This window comes from Streptococcus sp., from assembly GCF_030528045.1.
Classification (GTDB): Bacteria; Bacillota; Bacilli; order Lactobacillales; family Streptococcaceae; genus Streptococcus.
The window spans coordinates 1-25,592 of the sequence record NZ_JAUMZR010000021.1; the positions used below are offsets into that span (position 1 = coordinate 1).

Below are 25,592 nucleotides of genomic sequence, written 5' to 3' on the forward strand. Positions count from 1 at the left end.
CTCCTATTTCTTATCAGTGTAGAACACTTTATAATTTCTGTCTAGTTTAGTGTAATCGATTCACTTTGTTGGAGAGCGACTTTATAGGGACTCTCTATTTTATAGAGTTCGTCAATCCCAATTTCATTCGAGGTGACTTCTCTCGTCCCTATCTGATGACCGTAGGAGTCCGCGACGACTTCCGTTCGTTTATAACCACCAACCATATTGGTCGTCTTGTAATGCCGGATACTGAGAGCTTCCAGCTTAGCTTATCCCCCGCCTTGTCCATTGCCTCATAGAAAGGCTGGTCAATCTTCTCCTTGAGATACTCGGAAACATTGGTGGACAATATTTTTCCAAAAAATCTTTTTAAGAAATAAGACAATAGACATTAACATACCTACTAGCCGTCTATGGAAATAAATCTGATGACTCCAACCAAACATAATAGTATAATTCCAACCACTTCAACTTAAATAGTTACTTTGATATATCCCCACTAAAGCCAAAAAGCCATTGTTTCCAGAGACTTCATAAAGCCTTTCGCTAAAAAGTTTCTAGGCTTTCACGAGCAGAGCCACACACTCCACGTGTGCTGACGTTAGCTTCCTATACTGTGAAACGAAATAAAGAGGGGCTGAATATTTTAATTAAATCATTAAACGTAATGGTACCTAAAGTTATTGATTAACCATGTTTTAATAACTTCTAAATCTACATGCACCCACCCGGAGTAAGAATAATTTGTGTATGATTGAAGCCCCTATTTTTTCCACTACATTCCATAACAATGTAATAGTCATCATCATGCTCTGCCTTTACAACAATGCCGATGGAATAAGGTGTCTTCCAAAGAGGCTTTACACCATAATAGCTTGCCACAAACTCATTAGTTGGATTCGGTAACTCAGTACTAAAACCATTTTCAAACAGCCATGCATGCCAATTTTTGAGCGCTGGTGGAAAACCCATAGTATAAATAGATTGCATAATTGCTATTGAGAATTCCATCTCTTCTTCTAGGTTTATTACATACTTTTCAGTAGGAACTAGTTTATATCCGTCAACAGCTTGGGCTTGTGTCATCCCATCGTTGAGTCTAAGTTTCTTCATAATAATTTCCTTTATATATCTTTTGATTTCGGTCTTGCATCAGCATATGGGCGATTTTGATTTACAAACTGGTTAACTGTCAAGAACGAATTTCCAAGTTCATTTAAGCTAAGTACCAACATATACTCCGCAACCTCCCCTGCATGATTAATGCAACGCATTGGGTTCAACTTCTTACGAAAATCCTCAAATGTATCGCCAACAACTTCCCACTCATCTTCCTCTTTATCATAATAACAATGAAGGTCTCTCCATAATTCTATATCATTCTCTTCAAAAAATTCTTCGTCAGCAGAAAAATGAGCCCAGGGAAATAGCTTAGGAAAAACCTCTGTGTAGGGAGTAAATGGAAACCAATACGGATACAAATACTCTTTGGTCTCATTTCCATCATTGACAATTAACTTCGTCTCGCCTCTGCCACTTGATTTATTAACCCATTCATTTGAATACAACTTTACTTCACCATCATTTTGAATAATTTCCATAAATTTTTTCTGAGAAAGTAAAAAGTTATAGTTCTGTACATGTTGGGGTAAATTAGAATAGGAAAGCAGAATATTATTAGAAGACTCGTTTAAAAAAACCTGATCCAACGGAACCTTAACAAAAAATCCTTTTCCTTGCCCATCATTGGTTCGTTCAATGGTTTCAGTGGTTAATTTTTGCCAAATGCATGTATCATCCTCAGGGTTAAATAAAACAACTATGCAAGGGAGAGAATTCATAGTCCAGTAATTATACTGTCTCTCGTTAATACCCCTAAAAATAATACTATTACCACGTTTTTCTTTAAACCAGCTTGACCCGGACTTTATCTGCAATGCAATCAATTGCTTGGGTTTCATATTGTCAATAAATTCCATATGAGCGTCTATACCAACATCATCTATTGGTTGTTCTCGAAACATCCATTTATTGCTTTCTGCGATCTTGGCACAGTGGTGTATTCCAATTCTTTCAGTCGAATTTGCCATAAGTATTTCCCTTTGACTAATTTGTATTACCAAAATATGTAAATATTATTTTAAAACACTATATAAAATATGCTTTGAATTCCGTAAAGCTAATGCGACGCAATAGTAATTTTGGTACCGTAATGATAATCAGAATCTCATTTTCATGAGTAAAAAATTTCACTTTATATGTATCACTATCATCTTCTGAAAGTACTATTCCTACTAAGCCTTTTTGAAATCCCTTATAGTTAGTAATTAGCTCGACATACAAGTCATCTACCTTTATACCAGAACTACTTTGGTTAATCAAATCTGGTAATGAGGAGTTCTCTGGAATTTCCGATTGATGAAATTCAAATGCCTCAGTACCTATTGTTCTACCAAATCCTCCGTGAAATCCAGTCCCCATTAGGCACCTCCTTGCATATAAACCAACGAAGTATCACTTGGATAGTGAAGAATATTAATTCCTTGAAGACGATACCAATCAAATACATCATCTGGTAAGGCACCGTATACAAGAATTGTATGAGGCCGAAGTTTATCAACAACATAATCAAGTCCGTCGATAAAATGATGCCTGTCATCTAAATCTTTCATCTGACCATGCGAGCCAACAGAAATCACATTATCTTTTGATATACCTAGGCAAGCAATATCATAAGTTCTCTCATCCCCCCAACGAATATTTGGAATGACTGGAATTCCCATTGATTGAAGCCAGGTACCTATAGCACGACTTCTGTATATATTATTTACTTGCATGTTATACGGCATATCTCTAAATAAACTAAAGTCAGGAAGGATAACTCCTTCAAACTTAGAAAGTGTGTCTAAATGAAGTTTTGGATTTCTCCAAAGATTTTCAAATTTATAATCATCCTCATAAAAACATAACCATGAAAATTTCTCCGTGGTTTGATGTCTTTTTGAAAATAGAACCATCTTTTCCGGCAAAATGCCATTATAAGGCCTAATAATCGGAATTTCTTCTTTTCCTGCATAAGTAGCATCTTTCACTAGGAACGCATTAAAAACGTCTTTGCAACCTTTTCGGTTACCTTGAACTTTTACCATAGAGTAAAACCTTTCTATTGAAATATCAAGGCGACTATGGTAAACTAATAGTGTATATGTCGGTTTACCCAGCCGCTCTATCCAAGCCTTGAGTCCCCACTCAAAGGCTTTTTCTTTTACCAACCTTCTTTTTCATATTGCGCGAGTTGAAAACTAGCCATTGCTTGTGTCACTTTGCATTGTTCTACTATCTCTTCAACAGACAAATTTTTAACTAGTCTTTTTGGAACCAATAATTCTCCCGCGAAGCAGTTGGCTTGCCACTCGGGGTCTTCGTAGGCTTTTCTACTGTTCATTTCTTCAACCGTGCGACAAAAAACTATCTCTTCTTGACGATGTTTAAAAAAATGAAGAAGTTCGTGAGCAATTGTGGATCTGGAAAATCCATCATCTTCACAAGCTTTCTCATATATATCTTCACGAATACGAATTAAGTTTTCACCTTTGAGAGTTTCTCCATAGTTATTAGGCATATCTTCAATTGGAACAATCTCATAATCATAATATCCAGTTTCCGCCAATAATTCAAAAACCTCCACAATTGGATACGCAAGTTCATTAGACAATTCTGTCTTATCGCGGAAATAATCAGCATAGTTTCGAATTTCTAATCTAGAACATGGGGCTACTTTATAATTATAGGTCATTAACTTCCTCCGGATTCTTATTAAAAAATTTAGCAAGTTTTGATAAATCTTGAGTATCAAATCTTTCAAGACTTCTCGCAAAAGCAAATGCTGTATCTTTCTGTGCATCAGTTAACATTTCCAGATTGATTTCAATCAACTGTTGGCTATCTTGCTGGGAACGTCTCAATTCAGCTAACTGCTCTCCGTCCAACTTGTACTCCTTTACTAGTTTTTCTTCCCAAGTTTTTGGGATTTTCTTTTTACCATTCTCTACAGCTGATAAAAAGGCTGAGCTGACACCTAGCTTTTCTGCCATTGTTTTGAGGATTTGGCCTTGGTCTATTCTTAATTTCCTTAGGAATTTTCCATATTCTGTTATCATTTTATTTTCCTCCATTTTACCTCTTATAATATAATTATAAACCATTTCCTAATTTTTGTCAACCTTTTAGGTTAATTGTTTTAAAATTATGGTTAATTAAATTGCTGCACAATCATAATAGATAATAAATCGTATTTCACAAAAATAAAAAGGCCATAGCATGAGCACTTCCTCTCTTAGCTATGGCCTTATAAATTTACTTCTGTTCCTTCTAAAAACTTAACGGTAATGCTGCCGTCTTCACCAAGGCTAATCTTCTCAAGTACCTGGCACATCTTTCTTCCGTTGAATTCTTCCTGATCACTGCCCAGCAACTCCTCCAATTGAGTCGCATAGTATTTCTCCAGCTTTTGTTCTTCCCTAAAGTTATCCCACTTCTCTTGTAGCTTTTCTTTATTTTCTCGAAGAACCTCAATAGCCCTGAGGAAAGCCTGCTGCAATGTTTCTTCATCAATATGACGATTGGTACAGCCCTGAATTCCTTTTACCTTATATCGGTTATTGCATTGCCAGACTGGCCGTTTCCCTCTGCTCGTCGTCCAGTTCTTTCTGCCAAATAGACCTCCACATTCTTTACAGAATACCTTGCAGGTGAATGGGTTTTGTTCGCACTGGATAATGTAAAAATTGATGTGATTGTCCTGTCTAAACTGATTTCTTCGCTCAATCTCGAGCTGAACCAACTCCCATTCTTCCTTATTAATAATGGCTTCATGGTTGCCCTCGATATAGTATTGATTGACTTGTCCCTGGTTCTCACTGCGCTTTTTAGTCAGAAAATCAACCGTATAGGTTTTCTGCAAGAGGGCATCTCCCATGTACTTCTCGTTTTGAAGCATTCTTTGAATGGTAGTCGGATACCAGTTAACTTTTCCATTCCATCCTGGAACTCCCTCTTCTTTCAGTGTTCTTGCTATACTTTCTGGCGTTTCTCCTTGTAAAAAATCCCGAAAGATTCGTCTGACAATCTTGGCTTGCTCCTCATTGATGATAAGATTTCCATTCTCGCCCTTGTCGTAGCCTACAAACTTGGTTGTGTTGACTCTTATCTCGCCTCGTTCGAACTTCTTTCGGATCCCCCAAGTCGCATTCTCTGAGATAGACCGGGATTCATCTTGAGCCAAGGAAGAAAGAATGGTCAAAAGCACCTCTCCTTTGGCATCCAGGCTGTCAATATTCTCCTTTTCAAAGGTGACCCCAATTCCTAGCTCTTTAAGCTCTCGGACATATTTTAAGCAGTCCAGCGTGTTCCTGGAAAAACGGCTGATAGATTTCACAATGATTCTATCCACTTTGCCTTTTCGGCAGTCGGCTATTAGCCGATTAAACTCTATACGTTTCTTGGTATTGGTTCCTGAAATCCCCTCATCCGCATAAATATCAACCAAGTCGTAGAGAGGATTCTGCCGAATATACTCTTTGTAATACCGAACCTGATTCTCATAGCTTGATAGCTGTTCGTCTTGGTCTGTGGACACTCGGCAATAGGCCGCCATCCGAATTTTCTGAATGTGCTGTTCCTGCTCGACTTGTATCGTTTTCTTGGCAGGAATAACTGTAATGTTTTTTGCCACTGATGTTCTCCTCCTTTACCACTGTGGGCTCATGGATACTCCAATCCTGGACTGCACTGTCTAGCACGCGCATGCCAATGCAGGAAGCTTTCCCTTCTCGGATGTACTTGCTGCAGACCCATACAACCTTTCCTTTGTAGTACTTCTGCCGTTTTAAAGTAGAGCCACAATGCTCGCATTTCAATAAGCCGCTCAAAGGATATCGTCGGTTGTAATCAATGCTTAGGTTTGCCTTTCGATTCTGTTTCAGACGCTTTTGAACGGCTTCCCAATCTTCTCTGGATACAATGGCTTCATGGTTATCCGTAATCAGATACTGCTGAACTTGACCTTGGTTGAGGCGTTGCTTGGCCTTGATTTCTGCGAAATAGTATTTTTGCAGGATTGCATCTCCCTTATACTTTTCGTTTTTTAGAATATTGGTAATGGTACTTGAATACCACTGCCCACCGTCTACCGTAGTAACTTTCTCTTCATTGAAAAGCTTTGCGATGGCATGAACTCCCTTGCCAGATAAATAAAGGTTATAAATCCGTTTGACGATTTTAGCTTCTTCAGGATTGATGATTAACTCACCATTCTCATCCTTGTCATAGCCTAAGAAGCGCTTGGTGTTAATCACTAGCTCTCCTCGCTGGAACTTCTTCTGAAAAGCCCAGCGTTGGTTCTCACTCATATTCCGCAGTTCTTCTTCTGCGTAACTGGCAAGAACCGTAAGCATGACTTCCCCCTCATTTGACAAGGTATGGAGATTTTGTTCTTCAAAGAAGATATCCACCTGGATGGCTTTCAGCTCTCGGCTTACTTCAAGTAGTAACTCCGTATTTCTGGCAAAACGGGAAATGGACTTAGTATGAATCACATCAATCTTTCCGGCCCTGCAATCCTCCAGCATCTGCTGAAAGCCTGGACGTTTGGCCAGTTTTCCCGAAATCCCCTGATCATAATAAACTCCGATAAAGTTGACATCTTTTTTATTTTGATAGAGATGACTATAGTAGGCTTGCTGATTGGTGAGGGAGTCTTGTTGCTTTTCTGTCATGGTTGAAACCCGCGCATAAGCACAAACTCGTTTCTTTTCCGGCTTCATTCCACTCTCCTTTCTTCCTTACTATATATCACTCTAAAGGCTGAATTTATCAAGTATCCAGCCCACTCATTCAAGCATTTTTCTGGTTGAAATGCTGTCTATGTAAAAGGCCTGCATGCAGGGTTCCACACAGACCTTAGCGTTTTATTCAATTCGTAACACTTGACCGGGGTAAATCAAATCTGGATTTTCAATTCCATTGATAGCCGCTAAGTGTTGGTAGCTCGTGCCATACATATCCGCAATGGCTGAAAGCGTATCGCCACTTTCAACTGTATAAGTGGTGCTGCTAGGTGCTTGCGCACTTCCAGTCACCTGCAAGACTTGTCCCGGATAAATCAAGTCAGGATTGGCAATTCCATTGATAGCGGCTAATTCCTGATAACTTGTCCCATAAAGAGCCGCAATAGCCGATAAAGTATCCCCTTCTTGAACCGTGTAAGTCCCAGTTAACGCTGGGGCTGTTGCTTGCTGTGGCACTTCTGGCCGAGGTTCTGGCACCTGTCCAGTATAAACAGAACGCAAGTCCCGGTACATATAGTTGGAATCCACTCGGCCACTGATACCGCCAACAATTCCATCACTGGTAAACTGCCAGATATCTGTTGGAACAGTACAAGCAGCCACCTGCCACTGAGCTACCCAATTCGTATAGCGGGACAAGTCACCCATATTCTGGAACCAGTACAGGCTTGCATAGACACCAGCCCAGTAACCAGCGGCTTCTACATTGTCACAAAACAGTCGGCAGATAGCCGTAGAGGTTTCCCAGCTTACGCCCCCATTGTTAGCTTTCCATCCGTCCGCATCCTCCATATCAATATAAAGCGGCATAGAAGGATGGAATTGACGAGCAAAGTTCAAAAAGGCATTGACCTCAGCTTGTGCTTCTCCCAAGTTTCGGGCATAGCTATAATGGTAAAAACCGTACGGAATGCCAACCCGCTCACATTCAGATGCATTTCGCCGTGCACGCAGGTCTTCCGCAAAGCTGCCCCAGGATGAACGAATAATGACAAAGTCAACATTGTTCTTCAACTGATCAAAGTCAATAAAACCATTGTGCTCACTAATATCTACTCCAAATAAAGCCATCTTATTTTTCCTCCGATTTTAATTGTTTCAAGGTCTGCTTGAGTTTTTCTGGAACTGATAAACCAATCCGGGCCGCATTTTCAATGATGCTGAGGCCTTCATTAGACAGGTAATAGAAAATAACGGCTGTGCGGATAATACCCCCCTGTTTCAAGATATGGGTATCAATAATCTGCCCCATGGCCACCAGCATCAAAATCACAACCTTTTTAAAGAGTCCTCGAAAACCAACTGCACTGGATAGTTTCTTTTCAACAACGGCTGCCATCAACCCACTGATATAATCAATAGTGATAAAGACAATCAATGCAAAAATAAAACCATCCCAATCGCCAAAGACACTTCCAATTAGTCCGCCTACCGTAGTAAAGAGAACTTTATTCGCAAAAACTAACTGCTTCATGATTCATTTTCCTTTCTATGAGGTTCACTCCAGTCTGGATTTCCCTTCTCATCAAACTGCATGATATAAAAATTCTTATGGAATAACTCCGACAGATTCATGGTAGAGACTGTCGCTCCCCACTGGGTCAATGCACCTACCGTTTCGACTTCTTTGAATTGCCGACGGCCTCCTTTAATAACCGGACGCTTTTGAACTTCCCGGTACATATAAAAGTCCTCGCCCTCACTCTTACAGCGAATGAATTCTCCATTCTCGCGCATATAGGTGAGCGCTGCAGCCAAATCAAAGGGTTCCGTGATTTGGCTGAGGTCAGGTAATAATTCCTTATTCTCCATCTTTTTTACCTCCATTTGTTTCTGCTGGAGCTGTCACTTCATCAAGTGCTATTTCCAATTCTTCCTTTTCCTTTTGGAGGGCTTGATAGGCCTCCTCTTTCTGAGTCAATTGAATAGCTAAGAGGTTCTTTGAGGTCACCTCATCAGCCAGTTTTCTGGTCAGCTCTTCAATGGTTAAACGAAGAGCCTGATTAATTTCTTCTGAATTCATTTGTTTCCTTTCTTATAAACGTCCCACTAAGCTTCTGGTATCCCACCAAGCTGGATGCCCTTCTCCTTGATTCGCTCGATACTCATAGAGTGCTCCAATGCTATTAGACATACGTTGTAATACCTCGTGAAGTGAGACATAGTTACCGCTTGTATCTAAATAGAGCCAAACATCACCCACATTAATTGTGGAATCTCTCCTATCCTGTTTTCTGCTCGGTCGCAGTTGAAGTTTTCCTGTTGTTGTCATAACCCATCCATCTTTGTTATCATAGGCCGAACTGGCAAAAGACAATTCATCCCCAACCACATCAAGTGAATCTACATTAGTTCCATTCCAAGCACGGATTCCAACAAAACCACCATCATTCGAGCTTTCACTTCCCCACCGGTTCGAGCCAATAACGGTTACACCTGCTCTTCCTCTGCCATCCACAGTCCCTGTCGCAAACTTAATGAACTGAGTTGGATAACCGGCTAGAACTCGTTTCAATGCTGCTTGGTCTGTATAATACAAAATCTGACCCGCATTGAGACTGATTTCCATAGCTCGGTTAATGGCTGTTAGAATACCACCAGATATCTTGTTCGCAGATAAAGTTACCGACTGCACCTGGCTGATGAAGGCATGCTTTGAGAAAAGTTTCCTCAAGTAAGCTTCGGTCGCAGATAACTTGTTAAACAAGGCATCATCTACTTTCAGTTTCTCAGCCGTCACTGCTTCTGCACTTAAGATTGCGGTTGTGACTGATCCCGATTCAAAGTTGGCTGTCTTTAACTTATCCACCATGGCTGACTTAATCACAGCATGGTCAATCCACGTTTCACCAGTAATATGAGTAAGTCGTCCATGAATCCAATTCCGACCGTCTGCTAGGAGATTAATACTGTTTAAAACTCTACCACTAGAAGTTAAATGCTGAACCGACCAACTATTCGCCAGCTGAGTTTGAACAGTTGATACCTTCTGGGTCAAATCCGTCACCTTGGTCACATAGGAAGAATCAGTCAAAACAATCTGGGCCAGGTTATGTTTAACGGTATCTTCTTGTGAACCAATGACTCGCGAGTACAGATTGACTGTTTCCTGAACCTTTTGAAAATCACTGCTGTTGGTCTTGCCATTGACTGCCTGCATGATTTCTGAAAAGCGTCCCTCCACTGTTTGAGAATAAGAAGCAATCTTGGTTTCTGTGTACTGCCGGTCATCCTCTGGAGCTGGACTCGGTGATGTCGCAATTGTCCCATCTTCCAATTGTGGGTCTCGAATGTAGAGAACGTCACCAACCTGCCAGCCATTTGAATAACAAACCCAGGACCAAAATTTCTCGAACTTCACGGTAAAGGGATGGACAAACCGATGCCAGTCAGTTTGAAGCGTCACTGTTGAAACACCGCCTGTCTCAAAACCAAAGCGAACCACAGTCGAACGGCTAGCTTTCATGTCTGCTGCATAAACCATCTTCTCCCCTTGCCATTCCGTTCCTCTCATGTCAAAAATAGGCTTATGAAAACCACCATTCCCAGCTTTTGTACAGGTAGCTTTGAGATGGTAGCCACTTTTAGCATTCGTATCTGGCAACCGTTCAAACTTCCATTCGGACATATTGGAAGTAAGGGGCAACAGGCCATCAAAATCATAATGACGGATATAATTACGTCCCCCCACACGCAGACTTTCAAAACGACGATTCAAGCCTTTTACATCTTCAGAATAAACAGATTTTGCGACATAATCCTTAGCAACCTGCTCTCGAACAGCGCTAGCTTGGTTAGCTGTTTCTGTCCGTACATACTGCTCAAACCGTTCTCTCCGCTCTCCATCTTTTGAAACATACCCCTGAACCTGTTGGAGAGTTGTTTCAAGGCCAGATAGTGTTTGCTTGACTTCTGTCTTACTGACAAATGTTCCCATTTTCTGAAGAGTTTCAGTTTGAAAAGCTGTCAGTTCTGCTGTTGTTCGATTCGTCACTTCTTGGACTTTGTTCAGAACTTGCTGAGTAGCTCCTGCCTTCCCTAAGGCTTCTTCTGACTTTTGAGAAATCGCTTGAAGCGTGGATTCTGTCGTTTTCGTAAAAGCAGTAAACGAACTCTGAATCTGATCACGAGTCTGAGCTGCAATTTCTTCTGCCTTTGCTTTTGCCTTTTCAATGCCGTCTAGTACCTTGTTCTCTTGCTTCTCAAAAGCAGCTTCAAAGGCCCGATTGGCATTTTTCAAGGCTCGTTCAATCATCAACTCTTGACTGCCTTGGGCAAGATTCAAAATGGAATGTGCTGCAGCCGTCAATTTTGAAGAGGTATTATGGCCACCTTCTCTGACTTTATCGTCAAAGGTCAATGAGATATATTCTTTGGCCAGCGCATCATATTCATAAGCCACAGTCTGCTTTAACAAATCCACATAGTGCTTTCGACTTTTAAGAGTGACCCAGTCTCCCAAATGAACCGTTTGACCATCTAGCTCATAGGCTTCTATCACAATGGCATCCTGCTCTCGGTCAATTTTGTCATGATAGAATTTACTCTCTCCCCATTTTCGCAATTCCTCAAGGGTTTTGAGATTGTTATTCGTAAACTCTTTTTCGTTGATATAGGGATAAGCACTAAGCAAAGGACTGTCAACAGTTACGGTTAACGTCTTCTCCTCCTTAGCTCCTTCTGGTTTAAAGGTTGAATGAACATGAATACGGGTCACGACATTCTGAGAGCTTCTATTCCGCTTGTAGGATTTTAGATTCTGATGAGTCGTAATAATGACGCCACGATTTTGTCCTCGATGCTCTTGAATAGAGAATGAGAAATTATCTCGAGTCAGTTCCCCTTCCCAGGTTCCGACAATGGAATGAGCACCATCCAGCAAGACGTTATAAAGCGTAGTTGTCTCAGTCGTATTAAAATCCCTGTGTTTGACAATATCACTAGTGAAAGAAAAAGGCCCAAGACTTGTCTTGGCTGCTTGGACCATATTAGATAAGGCCGTCATACAGCCGACTTGAGAATTTCCGATTGGCTTAATGGAGTGCTGTAGAATGTCATCCGTGATGTGATAGCACAGTACCTCCACGTAGTCATCCATCTCAACTGGTTTTTTAATACGAAAAAGCTGTTCTCCCAATTCAGGGACAGGAGCCTTAATCAGTTTATCTACTTTCAATAGCCGATAAAGATGGCTGTCCGTTATAGGGTACTTGAGGGTTAAGGTAAAATCTCCATTCAACGTTTCCTCTACCCTAGCAGATACCGCTTCATAAAGAGGGATACCGTTCCATTTAACGGTCTGTACTTCCTTATCCAATAAATAAAGCATTAAGCCCACCCCCAGACAATCTCAAAACGAATGGACTGAATCCCAGACCCCAATACGACACCCACTGTTTTATCTTTTGAAGGGTCAATCATCAAAAAATCACCAGACCACTTGATTCTTTTTCCTGATGAGGTTCTAAAACTTGGTTTGTCAGGGTTGTTATCCATCACCAGTCTTTCACCAGACTCTATTTTCTCCAAACGAATAACCTGACTGCCAATCGTAAAACTGGTTTCAGTTGAGGTGTTTCCCGCTATTGTCAATTTGGGGAAAGCCAAAGCCGACCCCTTCGTTCGCAAAGCACCATTTTGAGTGAATGACTGACTATCTGTATCTTTAAAGAATTTTGTGGGATGGCATTGAAAACTTACTTCTAACTCATAAACACCATGCTTATCCTTTTCTATCTTTGAGACCAGCACCTTATAACACCAAAGACGAACCGTTTGTAATTGCTCGCTCTCCAGCCAAAATTGCTCTTTAGAAAAGAGTGTCAAAAACTGGAAGAGTTCTTCTTCACTTGGCTTGACCACATAAATCTTAAATGCCAACTCCATCACATTGCGATGCTTGTTGGTTTCCATTATAGCACCACTGATTCCTCTATGCTCAAGGAGCTGAGTCTTGCTGCCTTTCATGACAATTGGTGGACTGTTTTCTACAATCACCTTAAAGGGAAATGAGGAGGTATGCACCCCATCAATCACCAACTCATTGTATCGAATCATATTCCCAATCCTTTCAGTTGTTTTTGCCTAGCGAGTTCATCTGCCAATCTTCCTGCTACATGTTCTGCCAAACGTTCTAAATCCGCTTCTTCTCTGATTACAACATCTGAAATCGTAATGGTAATCTGTGGCAGAGCATCAAAGGTAGAAGCAATTCCACGACCAATCTGACCCAATGTTTCTCTGTTTAAGGGAAGAACCGCTTCTCTGCCTGCCTCCCCTCCTGCTAAGAGATTCGTACCATTTAGGCCAAAGATGGTTGGCTTGGTTAAGATCCCACCCTTGGCATACCATTCAATCCCAATCCGTGGAATATCCCCCTTTAACCAATCAAGCGGATTGGCCGACCCGCTGACACTAAAGTGTGGCAAAGGAATATGCGGCCAAGAGATATGAAAATTAAAGAGATTCTTTATGGCATTGATGGCAGAGGATACGGCATTTTTAGCCTCATCAATCGCTCCAGAAATGGCATTTTTGATTCCATCCCAAATATTTCGAACAGTTGAGAAGATGTTGTTTAGGACATTTGATATGGTCTGCAAGATACCATTCCAGATGTTGGATAGTGTGTTTGCAATCCCCTGAACAATCCCTGTCACCGTGGATTGAATGGCATTCCAAATGGATGAAAATAAAGAAGAAAGGGCTGATAGAATATTTGAAACACTATCTCTGATACCGTTCCAGCTATTCACTATAAATTGCCAGATGGCATTAAGAACGGTGCCAATGATGGACTGAATCCCTTCCCATACGGTAGATACAATTTGCTTAATGGTTTCCCAGGCGCCAGACCAATCCCCAGTAATTACCTGCATAACCAATGTGATAATGCTAAGAATAACGTTTAGGACTGTTTCTATTATTGTTTTGATAATATCCCAGGCTGTTGTGACAACGAGCTTGATATTCTCCCAAACGGCTGTTAGATAAGGCCCAATTAAATCCATAATGGTGGTGATTACCGTCGAAATTGCATTCCAGACAGTTGTTGCAACATCTTGAATCAACTGGTGATTTTCCTGCCACCAAGAAACCAAGGTTCCCCAAATTTCCATCACAAAGTCTACGACTTGCTGAACGATGAAAGAAACGGCTGAATAGATAGCATTCCAAGCATCCGTAACAGCCGTTCTGAAAGCTTCATTATGTTCCCATAGTTCCTTAATACCAATGACCAATAAAGCAACAGCCGCTATCACCGCAAGTACAATCCCTACAATCGGAGCAGCCGCAGCTAACATCCCTACAATCGTCGTCCCAAGAGCTAAAGCTGCAGCTTGTAAGGCTACAATAATGGGTAAGAGAATACCCGCAACAGTCACCAGTCCACCCACAACCAGAATGAACTCCCGCACAGGTTCCGGAAGATTCACGAACCATTCCGCAACACTTTTTAAAAGCGGAACAAGTTGTTGGAGAAACGGAGCTAGGGTTTCTGCAATCGCTCCTCCAACTTCGGCCATGGCCTCTTTAGCTGCATTTTGAGCTAAGGTGAACTGATCAATAGGGTCAAGTGTTGCTTCATAGGTGGAAGCAACCACTCCCTTTGCTTTTTCTGCGGTTCCTGCTAAATCATCAAAAGATAGAGCCCCCCGCTTAATGGCATCCACCATCCGTGGAGCAGCTTTAGTACCAAAGATACTGGATGCAAGCGTTAAGGCTTCCGTTTCACTAGTGCTGTTTCGGATTTGTTCGACCGTTTCTTTTAAGCCTTCACTCAGTGTCTTTCCTTTAGCTGCATAGTTGACTGCTGCTTTGGAGAGAGAAGAAAGAGCAGCCGAAGAATCGACCCCACTTTTTTCAAACTGCCCCATAAGAGCCACACCCTCATCAAACGAAAGTCCTAAAGCCTTAATTTGTGGAGCACCTTGGATAGCTTTGTTCATCAAATCCTGAACACTGACTCCAGTCGCCTGGGCCGTATAAGTGACAGTATCTAAGACTCGATTTAAATCACTCGTCTCAAGTCCATAAGCTTCAATAGCTTGTTTTGCAGAAACAGCTGATTCCGTCACGTCCGAACCATTGATTTCTGCGTACTTAATCAAAGTCGCAGAAGCGTCCTTTAAGGCATCACCAGTCAACCCAAACTGGGTATTAAGCTCACCAACAGCACTGCCCACTGTTTGAAAGTTCGTTGGAATTTCAGTCACAATGCCTTTTGCAATATCTGTCATCTCATCCAGTGCTTTTCCGCTGGCACCGGTTTTGGTGACGATGATATCCATCCCTTCGTCCACTTCTCGAAAAGCTTCCAGTGTTGCTTTTCCGAAGTCAATCAGCTTCTGACTGATTTCGCTCAGTTTTTCACTGAAATTGGCTAGAATCTCAGACCTTAGAAGATTGTTAGTTTCTGCTAAGCTGTGGTTAGCATTATCACTTGCCCCACTCATGCTGCTCATCTCATCTTGCAGATGATGATAAGCTGTCTTGGTTTCATTGAGTGACTTTTCTAGTTTATTGGCTTCAACTGAGTTCTCACCGTATTCGGCCTTGGTCAACTCTAACTGCCGTTCTAAAATGGCAATCTGTTTCTCGACAATCTCTGACTGAGCCGCAACCTTTTTCTGAGCAAGGGCCAGTTTTTCAGATTCACTGGCATTACGACCTAGCTGACTTTCTTGCAACTTAAAGGAGGAAGCGACTTTCTCACTCTCTGAAGCTAGTTGATTTTGTTCAACTCCTAAAGCAGCTAGTTTACTTTTGTTGCTGGTGACACTAGAGCCATTTTGTTCCAAAGCTCGGTTGACACCCTCCAGCTTATTCTCATAGCTTTTGAGAGTGTTCTGAGTGATTTCGACCTCTCTTTGAAAAGCCCGATACTGATCAGCTCCGATTTTCCCGCTTTGAAACTGAACTTCTACCTGAGATTGGGCTTGACGTAGTGTCTCTAGCTTCTCTTTGGTTGTTTGAACTTGCTTGGCTAAAACCTCTTGTTTCTGAGTTAAGAGAGTGACATTGCCTGTGTCAAATTTTAGTGCCTTATCAATTTGTTTCAGCTCTCGGCTTGCTTCTAAGGCTTCGTGGTTCACCCCTTTTAGAGCTTTTTGTAAGGGCTGGGTATCGCCTCCAATTTCAATTGTGATTCCTTTAATCGTTCCAGCCATACCGTCACCTCCTTACCGCCACATCAAAAATTATCAAAGTCTGTCTGGTTAGCCTTACGGGTCTTATCTTCCTTTTTGGTACGCACTTCAACATAGTCTGTCTGATAGTCCAAGGCCATGCCAATCGTTATCTCTTTTAAATCAGACATGGATAGCCCCGTCTCTTTACAACAGTGAAGATAGGATTCTACCGTGAAGGTTTCGCTACTCGCTTCTTCCGACGCATCGACTTTTTTCTGGTGGTCATTCCTTGATTTAACAATTCCATCAGGACCGGTCCTACTGTTTGAAGCGGAAATTCTTCTAAGTCCATAAAGAACTCTTCAAAAGGTTCAATAGATGGGTTAGCTGATTTGGCAAAAACCCAAAAGAGCCTGTGGAAAAACGTCATATCAAAATCCGCCAACATGCTCATATCCACATCCGATGCAGATAAAGTTTTGCCTTCTTCTAGCTGTTCAGCTTTTTTTAGAATCGACTCTGCCTGCAACATTTGAAACAGATCCTGAAAATAATCTTTCCCAAATTCTTTTTTATAGGCAATCGGTGTGTAAGCATTAGTAGCTAACTCAATGTTCTTACCTGATAACTGAATCGTTTTCCTCATGATTAACCTCCTGGTTTCGAAGCTGGTTCATAGACTTTCGTGAACCAAGTTTTCTTAACATCTTCCGGTGTATCCTCTGTTGTTCTGCGACGGACTAGCTTATCAAGCGGCCGAGGACTAGCTTTGAATTTCAATTCCACTTCATTAATGTCTGAACCGCTCTTGGTTTTAGAAGCGACTGTTGGCCGGCTTGCATAACAATAGTAGAGAACATGAAGCGTTTCTTTCTTATCCCCTTCAAATCGAAACATCAAAGCAAAGTTTTTCTTCTCACTGCTTGCGATTTCTGAAATGACTTTGCTCTGCGCATCAATACTTTCTCCCAAAACACGAGTCAAAAACTCCTGTGTTAAGAGTGCTAGTTTTAGAGTACCTTCATAACCATCGTTAGATTCTGTCGTATAAAAATTGATGTTGTCTGCCTTATAGGAACCAGAATCCCCTTGTGGCTCCAAGGTCAGCTCTGCGGCACCCCGGAGTCGCTCCACTGTCCCGTAGGTCAGCGCCCCATCATCTCCTTCTTTGGTTACTTCTGCCCAATGGACATCCTGCAAACCAAAGGTGACTTTATTTTTCTCCATCGGATTATTCCTTTCTATTGGTCCAAATGATAAATGACCTGATACAGCTTTTCTGTATCCAGGTAGGTTTCTTCCTTGTCAAAAAAGAGAGAATGACTGTCGAGTGCAGCTTCTATTTCCTCTTCTAGTTCAAGGTCTTTTTTATCGGTATAGAGTTCCAGTCGTACTTGACTTCCTTTGTAATAGGCCTGATTATCTGCTCCATAATTCTGAGAAGCTGGAAACCAATACACCAAAAAGGGAGGAGCTGGACTATGGCCCTCCTCAAAATGGTGGTATGCACATGGCAAATCAAAGCTACGAAAGAACGGAAACCATTCAGCCCTCTTCATAATTTCTCCTTTAAGTGCTCTTCAAATTTCTGAATCATCTTTTCTTCAACAGGAGCAATATGCCGAATACCTTCGACCCTTCCACCCCCTCGTTTAGCATGTCCATTTTCTAAGAGATGCGTCAGTCCTGGTGTCCGATTATGAATCGTTTTTGTCAGTGCTAAATTGGTTTCCTTCGTCGCAGTAGAGGTCCAGCCTCGAGCATATTTCCCCCGCTTTTTAGGAGAACCTTGCTTTAACTCATTGACGGCTTCCTTCGTGCTCTCTTTCACCACTACTTTCACTGTTTCAGTAGACCTTTCCACATAATCCTCTAACTCCTTTTGAACAGCCCGAGCTAATTCAGATGGGTCAATGGTTGCCATATTGTGCCTCCTCTGTTGCATCTATTAAGATTATCTTCTGAGGATAAGTCAACGAATCAATGGCTTTGATATTATAAAGCTTCTCCTCAAAACGAAGACGAGTAATCTTGCTATCCAATTCTTGAATAGCAGGGTCGTAGCGCAGCGTAAAGCGTAACTGATGAATATTCTTTACCATTACTGTTCCAGTGCCTTCCGTTTCAAGAAGCACCTTGCAGGAACACCACCTGGAAAACAGTGGCTGCCACTGACTGCTTTCATTGCCAATAGCATCTTGCACAATCACTCGTTTTTCAAAGAAAACTCGTTTGCTTAACGGGGCTATTTTCATCAGAATACATCCCTTCTGTGGGCAGAAAGAAGAGCTTTGAGGAGTTCTACCAAGCTTTCCTGCCCTCCTTCTTCCCGATGCTCATAAAGATAAGCTGTCCCAAACAAAACAATCGTCTGAAGGAAGTCGATTTCTTTTTCTTCCGTCACTTCCTCCAGATTCTTGCGTAGGATACTGAAACACAACTCTTCACTGGCAGAAATCATGACTTGAATCAAGTTGTCATCCTCTGAGTGTTCGACTCTCAGATAGTTCTTTGCTTCCTCCAAACTAATCTTCATGAGAAGCCTCATTTCATTGTCAAGACTTTAACTGCTTCATTCAGAATCAACTTGCCGTCCACGCGCTGACTAGCAAGAAAGCCAACTTGACCGCTTTCTGCATAGAGTTCATTCAGGCGCTTAAAGGAACGTCCTTGACGGTCCGCAATCCAGTAGTAAGAAAAGTCACCGAAAGCCAAAACTTTTTTACCTGTATCAATGGTTGGCACAAAGCTAGAGGTGAAATAAGGACGATTCAGAATCATATCTGGTACACCAGCTTGAACAGATGGCTGCCAGATATAGTTGCCGTTATTGTCCTTGAGTTTCCGTAAAGCTTTTACGGTGGAGTCGTTCAAAATCCATACTGCATTTTTCCGATAAGGTGATTTAAGCGAGTGATACAAATCCATGACATCGTCAAAGGTAATCGTCGCACCACCACTAGTCGCCCCTTCAGTGACCGTTTGAAAAATTCCAGTTGGCTTACCTGTTCCATCACCAATCAGAAAAGCTTCTTCTTCCTTCACACCAATACGACGAGAAAATTCATTAGCCATATAGCTTTCCAAATCAAAGACGGAATCATAGAGCAGCTCATCAGAAATCTTAATAGCTGTCCCAACCTTATGAGAACCAAGCGTTACTTGACTAAAGGTATCTTCTGATTCCTTGAACTTAGAGTTCTCATCCATCCAAGTCGCTTCACCATTCCCTGACACAACTGGAATCTTACGCTCTCCGCTTGAAGTCTGAATGACCGTTGCGAGACTCCGCATGAAGTTTTCTTCTTGAAGAGCCTGGATCAGGCGTTTCTCATATTCATCTGGAACCAAATAACCGCCACGTGAGTCATCCCCAATACTGAGGGTATTTTCAATATCATAGAAATTTTTCTTACGGATATTGTTCCAAAAAGCTGTGTTGTAGGCTTTAGAGGAACGTCCGCCTTTTGGATTTCCTCCGCCTACGGTTGGACTAGCAACAATCGCTTGACTAACTGGACTGGTTAATTCTCTATCCAGTGCTTCCTGCCGCTCCAAGCGTTCAATTTCTTTACCAAGGCGAACAACCTCGTCTTCCATTTCTTCATAACGGGCCGTATCTTCTGCAGAAACCAGCCCCTTATCATCCCGACAGGTATCCAGGAAGTTTTTTGCTTTCTCCCATACCTGTGCTCGTTTTTCTCTTAATTCTAGAATGTTTCCCATGGTTCTTCCTTTCTTATTTCAAGAGTGACAATCGTTTCTCTAACTGAGAAACTGGTGTTTTGGGCTGAATTTTTTTATCAGCCAATTTTAAAAGCAGCTGGTTGGTCACCGCTGCTCGACTAAACATCATACTTTCAACCGTCCCCTCTTCATGAGGAGCTGGTTCATACAAAATAGAATCCGCAAAGCCAAGTTCAAGAGCCTTCTTAGCATTAAACCAAGACTCGGCATCCATCAAGTGGGACAACTGCACACGAGACAAGCTAGTCTTAATTTCATAGGCATTGAGAATAGACTCTTTGACTTCCGATAACATAGCAATGGCCTTCTCCATTTCTTTAGAGTCCCCAATTGCGACGGTCATCGGATTGTGAATCATCATCATAGCTACCGGACTCATATTGACGGTGGTTCCCGCCATAGCAATAACACTGGCTGCCGAAGCTGCAATGCCATCAATATTGACGGTCACGTCATCTTTGTAGTCCATTAACATATTGTAGATTTGAGCTGCCGCAAAGACATCTCCACCCGGTGAGTTAATCCATAAGGTCAATGGCCCGGTGCCACTCATGAGTTCATTCTTAAAAATTTGCGGAGTCACATCATCATCCACCCAGGATTCACTAGCAATCGTACCATTTAGATGCAGCACGCGCCCTGTTTCATCCTCGCTGAAATTCCAAAATTTATTCATGACTCTCTCCTTCATGGTTTTCTTTCATAAATCCTCCTGCATCTTTTAGTTTGGTCATATTCCCATTAATGAGATAGAGGTCGCCCCCTTCTTCTGGCGGGATAGGGTTGAGTTCTTCTAGCTCCCGGATATCATTTGTCGAGAGCCAGCCGTTTTGCCGGCCAATCGCATAGCCGTTCATTCGACTTTGGTAATCTCCACGAAGCAGGCCATCCACATTAAATTTAATGAAATGGGTCTTCTTTTCTTCCGGCAGCAGCAAACTTTTCTTAAGGGCTTGTTCAAACCGAACGACCCAAGGGTCCAAGGTATACTTAACAAACTCAAGGGATTGTTGCTCAATATTCGAAAAACTGGACTTCTCTAAATCACCTACCATATGCGGTGGTATCCGAAAGAGACGCGCAATCTCATTAATTTGAAACTTGCGGGTTTCCAAAAACTGCGCTTCTTCAGGCGGAATGCCAATTTGCTTATAGCTCATCCCTTCTTCCAGGACAGCGACCTTATGAGCATTTCGTGTCCCCTGATAGACCGCATTCCAAGAATCTCGCACCTTTCCTGGGTCTTTTAAGATACCTGGGTGTTCGAGCACTCCCCCAGGGTTAGCTCCATTACCAAAGAAACTAGCGCCATACTCTTCACAAGCAAGCGTCATCCCGACTGCGTTCTTTGCCAGAGCAATGGGAGAATAGCCAATCAGACCATCAAAGCCTAATCCTGGAATATGAAGTACTTCTTCTTGTGATAAAACAATGCTTCCCTTTTCCTGAAAATTTGGATTATCTTCCTCATAGCGATTGTAAACATAGTAGAGCTTTCCTTTTTCACTTCGGTGAACACTCATCTGATCCGGCAGCAATGGATATAACCCCATCACCTGACCTGAACGGTCACGAAGAATCTGAGCATAGGCATTTCCCCAGATCAAGAGATGGCTCATCAAGGTTTCCCGAAAGACAAAAGAAGTCATATCAGGGTTCGGCTCATCATGTAAGAGCGTATAAAGAACGTGTTCCGTATCCTTTGATTTTCCTCCTTCGGTGTATCGATAAACATGAAGAGGCAAAGAAGCAATGGTCTCTGACAGAATCCGCACACAGGCATAAACCGCAGTCGTTTGTAATGCCGTCCGTTCATTGACCGTTTTCCCACTCGTGGTTCGACCAAAGAGCAGCGAAAAGTCATTCCCTTCATACTTATTCCTGGGCTCTCCCCTCTGTCGTTTTAGCCCTAATCGTTCCAATATTCCCATATTCATCTCCTTTTCTAGACACGAAAAAAAGCACCTCGCTTGAGATGCTTTGATTCTTATAATTTTATAAAGTTTCCATTGTTAATCATATACCAAGTTTTATCTTCTTCCTTGAAAATGTACCGGTAATCCACCACCATCCGTTTTGTTCCAAAATCGCTCACATTTCCAACATATCTAATGAACTCAACGGTGGTAATCACTTTATCTTTGGGGCTCTCCTCGAGGCTCTTTTCCAAATACATAAGATTGCCGTTCTCTAGTAGCTCATTCACGCTTTCCAAAGTATTGTAATACTTTATCAACAGTGGCTTTATATAATCTGGATAACCATCTGATGCAACTTCAATCAATCTTGCAGTATTATTCTGGCTTAAAATCCCAACTTGTGCTGTCGTTGCCATGTCTGTTCTCCTATCCTTTTGTTGGTTACATATTACCTCTAAATAAGGTATATATCCAGTCATATCTGCAAAAATTGACATATTTTTTGATACAATTTTTAATTAATTTAGTAAGGTTATTCTCAATTGTATTTTGAAAGCTAGAGAAAAGTTGAGCTTTTTCCTGCTCAAGACTTAATTGCTCATTTGATAAAGATAGAGTGTCATCTATTTTTTTATTTCCTTACTTTACTTATAGAAAATCTTAACCCAATCCTGTTTTGAACTCAGAATACGAGCTACAAATACTGTGTGATTCTCTATATAGTAGAATGCCAAATAGTTTTCTATTGGCATATAACGATAAGGTTTCCCATCATCAACGACTTCACCATATCCTCTGCTCGAAACAAGAGGACAAGCCTCTGGAAACATCTCCAAAGTCTCAAGAGCACTTAAAATTAAATCAACTTTTCCATCCGCCGATTGTTGACTATAAAAATTCACAACAATGTACTCATGAATGTCTCGTAGGTCTTGCTTAGCCCTATCTGCAAGTGAAACTTGATACCGTTTTAAATTAGTCAAGACCAAATTCCTTTCTCACATCAGCTAGAGAAGTGACTTTCCCTTGAGCAATTTCCTGATGTCCAACTAAAATCTCTTTCTTCAAATCCTCAAAAGCAACTTGATACTGTGTGTCCTGCAAATCACTGGAAACAAATTCTCTTGCATCAACCGTCCCATTCGCAATTTTTCTAAGTACTGCATTCAGGACATCTGACACAGTAATTTTTTCATTAGCTAGAATTTCTTTCGTTTGTTGGTAAAACACTGAATCTGCTCTAAAATTAACTGCTTGTGTACTAGCCATTAAACCTCTCCTTTTTGTAAATACATTTTGTATATACATTGTAACATAAAACAGAGAAAGGATTCAACTAGAAAGATAAAATACCTCTCTCATCATAAATGCTACCTTCATCTTTTTGATGTCGAATGCACCTATCTAAAGCCATAATGGTTGCTACAATGCCGTCAATCTTCTCAATAGACTTTTCCTTATCTGGTTTAATATTACCAGCGGGGTCTTGTCTCATAACGACGTTTTGTGCCATCCACTTCAGCACAGGATGACCTCCATGTTGGATTTTCCCTTCCATCATGAGTTTATAAAACTCTTTAGAAGGTGGACTCATGTCCTTGTAGCCCTGACCAAATGGAACCATTGTTAAGCCCATCCCTTCTAAGTTCTGAACCATCTGTGTCGCATTCCAGCGGTCATAAGCAATTTCTCTGATGTGGTAGATAGTGGAGAGTTCTTCAATGAACCGTTCAATAAACCCGTAATGAACGACATTCCCTTCTGTGGTAAGAAGAAACCCTTGCTTTTCCCAGACATCATACAGCACATGGTCTCGCCTGGACCTAAGAACCAGTGTATCTTCAGGTAACCAAAAGAACGGAAGAACCTGATAGTTTTCAGCTTCATGTCTAGGTGGAAATATCAGTACAAAAGCCGTAATATCTGAGGTAGAAGATAAATCGAGGCCAGCGTAGCAATCTCTACCTTTTAGACTTTCTACATCAATCGGCTGACTCCCTTTGTCATAGACATGTTCTGGAATCCAAGTCACCGCTGAATTAGTCCAGATATTGAGTCGTAGTTGCTTGAATACATTTTCTTCTGCTGGGTTATCTAAGGCATTCAGATAAGCTTCTCGAACCCGGTCAATTCCAATTGTATGACCGAGTGAAGGATTGGCTTTTAGCCAGTTTTCTTCATCATTCCAATCCTCTTCTTCTGATAGGCCATAGACGACTGGATAAAAGCTACCGTCTTTCTTCCGGCCTTTTAGAATTTCTAAGGCCTTGGTATGCAGTTCATAACAAATGGAGTTCTTGTCATTTCCTGCAGTTGTGATGATAAAAAAGAGGGGCTGCTCTCTGGCATCCCCGCTTCCTTTGGTTAAGACATCATACAGATGACGATTGGGCTGGGCATGGATTTCATCAAAGACCAGACCTGATACATTGAGTCCATGCTTGGTTCCAGTTTCTGCCGACAACACTTGATAGAAGCCAGCATTAGAATAATTGATGATGCGTTTAGTAGCCCCCATGACTTTGGACCGTTTTTCTAAAGCCCTACTCATCAAAACCATTTGTTTGGCCACATCAAAAACAATAGAGGCCTGGTTTCGATCACAGGCCGCCCCATACACTTCGGCACTAGCTTCTCCGTCTGCGTATAAGAGATAAAGAGCAATCGCAGCAGCTAGTTCCGACTTCCCATTCTTTTTGGGAATCTCTACATAAGCCGTCAGGAACTGACGATTCCCATCTTTCTTTACGATACCAAAAAGGTCACGTACAATTTGTTCCTGCCATGGTAACAGTAAGAATTTCTGTCCCGCCCAGCGTCCTTTCGTGTGGCAGAGATTCTGAATGAAGGTTACTGCCCGGTCTGCCTTCTTCTCGTCATAACGAGAAGTTGGAAGCATGAAGGGAGAAGGAATATAGTGATACGTCATAAGCGCCCTCCTAGTAAATCTTCCATTTCATCTCCTGAACCCACTTTGGAATCCATCGAAGCCAGCCGCGTTCTGGCAGATGGCGTTAAGCCAAACTGTTCACAGAACTTGAGCATGATTTTAAGATTGGTCTGAGAAATGGAAACTTGAGGTACTTGTTGGAGATAGCCATTTGGAGTTTTGATGATAGAGCCGTGTTTTGAAAGAAACTCTTCTGCTTCCTTCCAGCGGGCATAAGCTTGGCAGTAACCCGCAAAAGCCGTCATATCCATATCGGTTAAAAGTCCCAATCCTTCTAGGATTTTGCCCATACGCTTCCATTCTTTCTTGGCATCTTCTTCAAGCCAGGAAGGGCATCTAGGAGCTTTCTTCTTAGGCTGATTTTCATTCTTTGGAAGTGGGCGCTTGCCAGGATTCCCTTCTAAAATTTTTAAACTAGTTGGTTTGGGCTTTCTGCCCTTTTGTGCCATGCCCTCACCTCCTTTAGTCCACAAGAAAAAGCCCGGAGGCTTTATTTCTTATGAATCGCTTTTCTCGACTTCATCAATACCGTGTAACACATGAAGTTGCCGTCCATTGTCCCATTGAACAATCAAGGAACCAATATCATCCACATCTTCCACCGTTCCCAACATACCAACTGGAACTGGATTCGGGTCTTCCATTTTTAAGAGTCGAACCCTCGTTCCAGCGGGATAGCGCCTTTTCAGTAATTCTATAATCTTTTCATCCATCTTTATTTTCCTTCCATCGTCTAAGTAAAAGATACTTCTTCCCAGATACGATTGGTGTCTTCGACAATCAGCTGCAATTCCAAATCAGCCATTTTTCCACTTGTATCGGCTTCTTGAATGGAGGTTAGTAGGTTCTGAACCTGGGTAGCATCTTCCTGTTCTACACTGTCCAACTCTCGTTCTTGAGCCAGGCTTATAAAACCTTTGGATAAAAGGGCTAAACGATTGCGGGCTTGTTCCAAGATTAGGTTGGCTTCTGCATTTGAATAAAGCATTATATGTTTCTCCTTTTGGGTTCAATT

The 25,592-nt window shown here is 41.7% G+C and carries 32 protein-coding genes; all 32 read right to left on the bottom strand.

The annotated features are described in order from the left end of the window. Positions 1-696: 696 nt before the first annotated feature. The 32 genes from Q4A91_RS05325 to Q4A91_RS05480 all read right to left on the bottom strand — a co-directional run bounded on the left by Q4A91_RS05325 (position 697) and on the right by Q4A91_RS05480 (position 25,565). Positions 697-1,095 carry a hypothetical protein gene (locus Q4A91_RS05325; protein ID WP_303209566.1) on the bottom strand — a complete coding sequence of 133 codons (399 nt, stop codon included), beginning with the start codon at positions 1,093-1,095 and terminating at the stop codon, positions 697-699. 11 nt (positions 1,096-1,106) lie between these two features. Beyond that, positions 1,107-2,072, bottom strand: a complete 966-nt coding sequence (locus Q4A91_RS05330) for a DUF4365 domain-containing protein (RefSeq protein WP_303209567.1) — start codon at positions 2,070-2,072, stop codon at positions 1,107-1,109. Between the two features lie 58 nt (positions 2,073-2,130). Beyond that, complete coding sequence (locus Q4A91_RS05335; protein ID WP_303209568.1) at positions 2,131-2,463, bottom strand: hypothetical protein; 333 nt, start codon at positions 2,461-2,463, stop codon at positions 2,131-2,133. Further along, entirely contained in the window at positions 2,463-3,254 is a 792-nt protein-coding gene (locus tag Q4A91_RS05340; RefSeq protein WP_303209569.1) for a DUF4417 domain-containing protein, read from the bottom strand. The genes Q4A91_RS05335 and Q4A91_RS05340 overlap by 1 nt, the downstream gene beginning before the upstream one ends. Continuing rightward, on the bottom strand, positions 3,248-3,778 hold the full coding sequence (locus Q4A91_RS05345; protein WP_303209570.1) for an ImmA/IrrE family metallo-endopeptidase: 531 nt from the start codon (positions 3,776-3,778) through the stop codon (positions 3,248-3,250). The genes Q4A91_RS05340 and Q4A91_RS05345 overlap by 7 nt, the downstream gene beginning before the upstream one ends. Beyond that, positions 3,768-4,142, bottom strand: coding sequence for a helix-turn-helix transcriptional regulator (locus Q4A91_RS05350; RefSeq protein WP_303209571.1), 375 nt, complete (start codon positions 4,140-4,142; stop codon positions 3,768-3,770). Before Q4A91_RS05350 ends, Q4A91_RS05345 begins: the two co-directional genes overlap by 11 nt. Before the next feature lie 188 nt (positions 4,143-4,330). Further along, positions 4,331-5,638, bottom strand: coding sequence for a recombinase family protein (locus Q4A91_RS05355; RefSeq protein WP_303209610.1), 1,308 nt, complete (start codon positions 5,636-5,638; stop codon positions 4,331-4,333). Beyond that, positions 5,583-6,806, bottom strand: a complete 1,224-nt coding sequence (locus tag Q4A91_RS05360; RefSeq protein ID WP_303209572.1) for a recombinase family protein — start codon at positions 6,804-6,806, stop codon at positions 5,583-5,585. The genes Q4A91_RS05355 and Q4A91_RS05360 overlap by 56 nt, the downstream gene beginning before the upstream one ends. A 144-nt stretch (positions 6,807-6,950) precedes the next feature. Beyond that, positions 6,951-7,901: a LysM peptidoglycan-binding domain-containing protein gene (locus Q4A91_RS05365; RefSeq protein ID WP_303209573.1), complete on the bottom strand. Its 951-nt coding sequence runs from the start codon at positions 7,899-7,901 to the stop codon at positions 6,951-6,953. A 1-nt stretch (position 7,902) separates the two neighbouring features. Further along, on the bottom strand, positions 7,903-8,304 hold the full coding sequence (locus Q4A91_RS05370) for a holin family protein (protein ID WP_303209574.1): 402 nt from the start codon (positions 8,302-8,304) through the stop codon (positions 7,903-7,905). After that, entirely contained in the window at positions 8,301-8,642 is a 342-nt protein-coding gene (locus Q4A91_RS05375; protein ID WP_303209575.1) for a hypothetical protein, read from the bottom strand. Before Q4A91_RS05375 ends, Q4A91_RS05370 begins: the two co-directional genes overlap by 4 nt. Beyond that, the gene (locus Q4A91_RS05380) at positions 8,632-8,853 is read right to left on the bottom strand and encodes a hypothetical protein (protein WP_303209576.1); all 222 of its coding nucleotides are present in this window, start codon (positions 8,851-8,853) and stop codon (positions 8,632-8,634) included. Before Q4A91_RS05380 ends, Q4A91_RS05375 begins: the two co-directional genes overlap by 11 nt. A 12-nt stretch (positions 8,854-8,865) precedes the next feature. Continuing rightward, positions 8,866-12,159: a phage tail spike protein gene (locus tag Q4A91_RS05385; RefSeq protein WP_303209577.1), complete on the bottom strand. Its 3,294-nt coding sequence runs from the start codon at positions 12,157-12,159 to the stop codon at positions 8,866-8,868. After that, positions 12,159-12,887: a phage tail protein gene (locus Q4A91_RS05390; protein WP_303209578.1), complete on the bottom strand. Its 729-nt coding sequence runs from the start codon at positions 12,885-12,887 to the stop codon at positions 12,159-12,161. Before Q4A91_RS05390 ends, Q4A91_RS05385 begins: the two co-directional genes overlap by 1 nt. Continuing rightward, the gene (locus Q4A91_RS05395; protein WP_303209579.1) at positions 12,884-16,000 is read right to left on the bottom strand and encodes a phage tail tape measure protein; all 3,117 of its coding nucleotides are present in this window, start codon (positions 15,998-16,000) and stop codon (positions 12,884-12,886) included. Before Q4A91_RS05395 ends, Q4A91_RS05390 begins: the two co-directional genes overlap by 4 nt. Positions 16,001-16,023: 23 nt before the next feature. After that, entirely contained in the window at positions 16,024-16,149 is a 126-nt protein-coding gene (locus Q4A91_RS05400; RefSeq protein ID WP_303209580.1) for a hypothetical protein, read from the bottom strand. Positions 16,150-16,187: 38 nt separating this feature from the next. After that, a complete protein-coding gene (locus Q4A91_RS05405) occupies positions 16,188-16,607 on the bottom strand; it encodes a hypothetical protein (protein ID WP_303209581.1) in 420 nt (139 codons plus the stop codon). 2 nt (positions 16,608-16,609) lie between these two features. Further along, a complete protein-coding gene (locus tag Q4A91_RS05410; RefSeq protein WP_303209582.1) occupies positions 16,610-17,188 on the bottom strand; it encodes a major tail protein in 579 nt (192 codons plus the stop codon). Positions 17,189-17,202: 14 nt separating this feature from the next. Continuing rightward, the gene (locus tag Q4A91_RS05415; protein ID WP_303209583.1) at positions 17,203-17,520 is read right to left on the bottom strand and encodes a hypothetical protein; all 318 of its coding nucleotides are present in this window, start codon (positions 17,518-17,520) and stop codon (positions 17,203-17,205) included. Continuing rightward, complete coding sequence (locus Q4A91_RS05420) at positions 17,517-17,885, bottom strand: HK97 gp10 family phage protein (RefSeq protein ID WP_303209584.1); 369 nt, start codon at positions 17,883-17,885, stop codon at positions 17,517-17,519. Before Q4A91_RS05420 ends, Q4A91_RS05415 begins: the two co-directional genes overlap by 4 nt. After that, on the bottom strand, positions 17,872-18,216 hold the full coding sequence (locus Q4A91_RS05425; protein ID WP_303209585.1) for a head-tail adaptor protein: 345 nt from the start codon (positions 18,214-18,216) through the stop codon (positions 17,872-17,874). Before Q4A91_RS05425 ends, Q4A91_RS05420 begins: the two co-directional genes overlap by 14 nt. Further along, positions 18,216-18,497, bottom strand: coding sequence for a head-tail connector protein (locus Q4A91_RS05430; RefSeq protein ID WP_303209586.1), 282 nt, complete (start codon positions 18,495-18,497; stop codon positions 18,216-18,218). The genes Q4A91_RS05425 and Q4A91_RS05430 overlap by 1 nt, the downstream gene beginning before the upstream one ends. Positions 18,498-18,505: 8 nt before the next feature. Continuing rightward, a complete protein-coding gene (locus tag Q4A91_RS05435; RefSeq protein WP_303209587.1) occupies positions 18,506-19,687 on the bottom strand; it encodes a phage major capsid protein in 1,182 nt (393 codons plus the stop codon). Positions 19,688-19,700: 13 nt separating this feature from the next. After that, positions 19,701-20,384 carry a head maturation protease, ClpP-related gene (locus tag Q4A91_RS05440; protein ID WP_303209588.1) on the bottom strand — a complete coding sequence of 228 codons (684 nt, stop codon included), beginning with the start codon at positions 20,382-20,384 and terminating at the stop codon, positions 19,701-19,703. Then, positions 20,377-21,639, bottom strand: coding sequence for a phage portal protein (locus Q4A91_RS05445; protein ID WP_303209589.1), 1,263 nt, complete (start codon positions 21,637-21,639; stop codon positions 20,377-20,379). The genes Q4A91_RS05440 and Q4A91_RS05445 overlap by 8 nt, the downstream gene beginning before the upstream one ends. Before the next feature lie 56 nt (positions 21,640-21,695). Further along, the gene (locus Q4A91_RS05450; RefSeq protein ID WP_303209590.1) at positions 21,696-22,043 is read right to left on the bottom strand and encodes a hypothetical protein; all 348 of its coding nucleotides are present in this window, start codon (positions 22,041-22,043) and stop codon (positions 21,696-21,698) included. A gap of 228 nt (positions 22,044-22,271) precedes the next feature. Next, positions 22,272-22,610, bottom strand: a complete 339-nt coding sequence (locus Q4A91_RS05455) for a type II toxin-antitoxin system RelE/ParE family toxin (protein ID WP_303209591.1) — start codon at positions 22,608-22,610, stop codon at positions 22,272-22,274. After that, the gene (locus Q4A91_RS05460) at positions 22,603-22,896 is read right to left on the bottom strand and encodes an antitoxin (protein ID WP_303209592.1); all 294 of its coding nucleotides are present in this window, start codon (positions 22,894-22,896) and stop codon (positions 22,603-22,605) included. Before Q4A91_RS05460 ends, Q4A91_RS05455 begins: the two co-directional genes overlap by 8 nt. 67 nt (positions 22,897-22,963) lie before the next feature. After that, a complete protein-coding gene (locus Q4A91_RS05465; protein WP_303209593.1) occupies positions 22,964-24,556 on the bottom strand; it encodes a terminase large subunit in 1,593 nt (530 codons plus the stop codon). Next, positions 24,553-25,026, bottom strand: a complete 474-nt coding sequence (locus Q4A91_RS05470) for a phage terminase small subunit P27 family (protein ID WP_303209594.1) — start codon at positions 25,024-25,026, stop codon at positions 24,553-24,555. The genes Q4A91_RS05465 and Q4A91_RS05470 overlap by 4 nt, the downstream gene beginning before the upstream one ends. Positions 25,027-25,074: 48 nt before the next feature. After that, the gene (locus Q4A91_RS05475) at positions 25,075-25,290 is read right to left on the bottom strand and encodes a DUF4314 domain-containing protein (protein ID WP_303209595.1); all 216 of its coding nucleotides are present in this window, start codon (positions 25,288-25,290) and stop codon (positions 25,075-25,077) included. Positions 25,291-25,310: 20 nt separating this feature from the next. Then, positions 25,311-25,565 carry a hypothetical protein gene (locus Q4A91_RS05480; RefSeq protein WP_303209596.1) on the bottom strand — a complete coding sequence of 85 codons (255 nt, stop codon included), beginning with the start codon at positions 25,563-25,565 and terminating at the stop codon, positions 25,311-25,313. Positions 25,566-25,592 lie beyond the last annotated feature (27 nt).

What these genes read in the sequence shown, in the direction of transcription:
- Q4A91_RS05385 (WP_303209577.1), bottom strand. Translation starts at nt 12,159, where the DNA reads ATGCTTTATTTATTGGATAAGGAAGTACAGACCGTTAAATGGAACGGT.
- Q4A91_RS05395 (WP_303209579.1), bottom strand. Translation starts at nt 16,000, where the DNA reads ATGGCTGGAACGATTAAAGGAATCACAATTGAAATTGGAGGCGATACC.
- Q4A91_RS05435 (WP_303209587.1), bottom strand. Translation starts at nt 19,687, where the DNA reads ATGGGAAACATTCTAGAATTAAGAGAAAAACGAGCACAGGTATGGGAG.
- Q4A91_RS05415 (WP_303209583.1), bottom strand. Translation starts at nt 17,520, where the DNA reads ATGAAGAGGGCTGAATGGTTTCCGTTCTTTCGTAGCTTTGATTTGCCA.
- Q4A91_RS05430 (WP_303209586.1), bottom strand. Translation starts at nt 18,497, where the DNA reads ATGAAGATTAGTTTGGAGGAAGCAAAGAACTATCTGAGAGTCGAACAC.
- Q4A91_RS05465 (WP_303209593.1), bottom strand. Translation starts at nt 24,556, where the DNA reads ATGACGTATCACTATATTCCTTCTCCCTTCATGCTTCCAACTTCTCGT.
- Q4A91_RS05335 (WP_303209568.1), bottom strand. Translation starts at nt 2,463, where the DNA reads ATGGGGACTGGATTTCACGGAGGATTTGGTAGAACAATAGGTACTGAG.
- Q4A91_RS05360 (WP_303209572.1), bottom strand. Translation starts at nt 6,806, where the DNA reads ATGAAGCCGGAAAAGAAACGAGTTTGTGCTTATGCGCGGGTTTCAACC.
- Q4A91_RS05390 (WP_303209578.1), bottom strand. Translation starts at nt 12,887, where the DNA reads ATGATTCGATACAATGAGTTGGTGATTGATGGGGTGCATACCTCCTCA.
- Q4A91_RS05440 (WP_303209588.1), bottom strand. Translation starts at nt 20,384, where the DNA reads ATGAATAAATTTTGGAATTTCAGCGAGGATGAAACAGGGCGCGTGCTG.
- Q4A91_RS05325 (WP_303209566.1), bottom strand. Translation starts at nt 1,095, where the DNA reads ATGAAGAAACTTAGACTCAACGATGGGATGACACAAGCCCAAGCTGTT.
- Q4A91_RS05445 (WP_303209589.1), bottom strand. Translation starts at nt 21,639, where the DNA reads ATGGGAATATTGGAACGATTAGGGCTAAAACGACAGAGGGGAGAGCCC.
- Q4A91_RS05420 (WP_303209584.1), bottom strand. Translation starts at nt 17,885, where the DNA reads ATGGCAACCATTGACCCATCTGAATTAGCTCGGGCTGTTCAAAAGGAG.
- Q4A91_RS05380 (WP_303209576.1), bottom strand. Translation starts at nt 8,853, where the DNA reads ATGAATTCAGAAGAAATTAATCAGGCTCTTCGTTTAACCATTGAAGAG.
- Q4A91_RS05425 (WP_303209585.1), bottom strand. Translation starts at nt 18,216, where the DNA reads ATGAAAATAGCCCCGTTAAGCAAACGAGTTTTCTTTGAAAAACGAGTG.
- Q4A91_RS05355 (WP_303209610.1), bottom strand. Translation starts at nt 5,638, where the DNA reads ATGGCGGCCTATTGCCGAGTGTCCACAGACCAAGACGAACAGCTATCA.
- Q4A91_RS05405 (WP_303209581.1), bottom strand. Translation starts at nt 16,607, where the DNA reads ATGAGGAAAACGATTCAGTTATCAGGTAAGAACATTGAGTTAGCTACT.
- Q4A91_RS05350 (WP_303209571.1), bottom strand. Translation starts at nt 4,142, where the DNA reads ATGATAACAGAATATGGAAAATTCCTAAGGAAATTAAGAATAGACCAA.
- Q4A91_RS05460 (WP_303209592.1), bottom strand. Translation starts at nt 22,896, where the DNA reads ATGGCTAGTACACAAGCAGTTAATTTTAGAGCAGATTCAGTGTTTTAC.
- Q4A91_RS05375 (WP_303209575.1), bottom strand. Translation starts at nt 8,642, where the DNA reads ATGGAGAATAAGGAATTATTACCTGACCTCAGCCAAATCACGGAACCC.
- Q4A91_RS05370 (WP_303209574.1), bottom strand. Translation starts at nt 8,304, where the DNA reads ATGAAGCAGTTAGTTTTTGCGAATAAAGTTCTCTTTACTACGGTAGGC.
- Q4A91_RS05365 (WP_303209573.1), bottom strand. Translation starts at nt 7,901, where the DNA reads ATGGCTTTATTTGGAGTAGATATTAGTGAGCACAATGGTTTTATTGAC.
- Q4A91_RS05450 (WP_303209590.1), bottom strand. Translation starts at nt 22,043, where the DNA reads ATGGCAACGACAGCACAAGTTGGGATTTTAAGCCAGAATAATACTGCA.
- Q4A91_RS05345 (WP_303209570.1), bottom strand. Translation starts at nt 3,778, where the DNA reads ATGACCTATAATTATAAAGTAGCCCCATGTTCTAGATTAGAAATTCGA.
- Q4A91_RS05410 (WP_303209582.1), bottom strand. Translation starts at nt 17,188, where the DNA reads ATGGAGAAAAATAAAGTCACCTTTGGTTTGCAGGATGTCCATTGGGCA.
- Q4A91_RS05330 (WP_303209567.1), bottom strand. Translation starts at nt 2,072, where the DNA reads ATGGCAAATTCGACTGAAAGAATTGGAATACACCACTGTGCCAAGATC.
- Q4A91_RS05400 (WP_303209580.1), bottom strand. Translation starts at nt 16,149, where the DNA reads ATGTCTGATTTAAAAGAGATAACGATTGGCATGGCCTTGGACTATCAG.
- Q4A91_RS05475 (WP_303209595.1), bottom strand. Translation starts at nt 25,290, where the DNA reads ATGGATGAAAAGATTATAGAATTACTGAAAAGGCGCTATCCCGCTGGA.
- Q4A91_RS05480 (WP_303209596.1), bottom strand. Translation starts at nt 25,565, where the DNA reads ATGCTTTATTCAAATGCAGAAGCCAACCTAATCTTGGAACAAGCCCGC.
- Q4A91_RS05470 (WP_303209594.1), bottom strand. Translation starts at nt 25,026, where the DNA reads ATGGCACAAAAGGGCAGAAAGCCCAAACCAACTAGTTTAAAAATTTTA.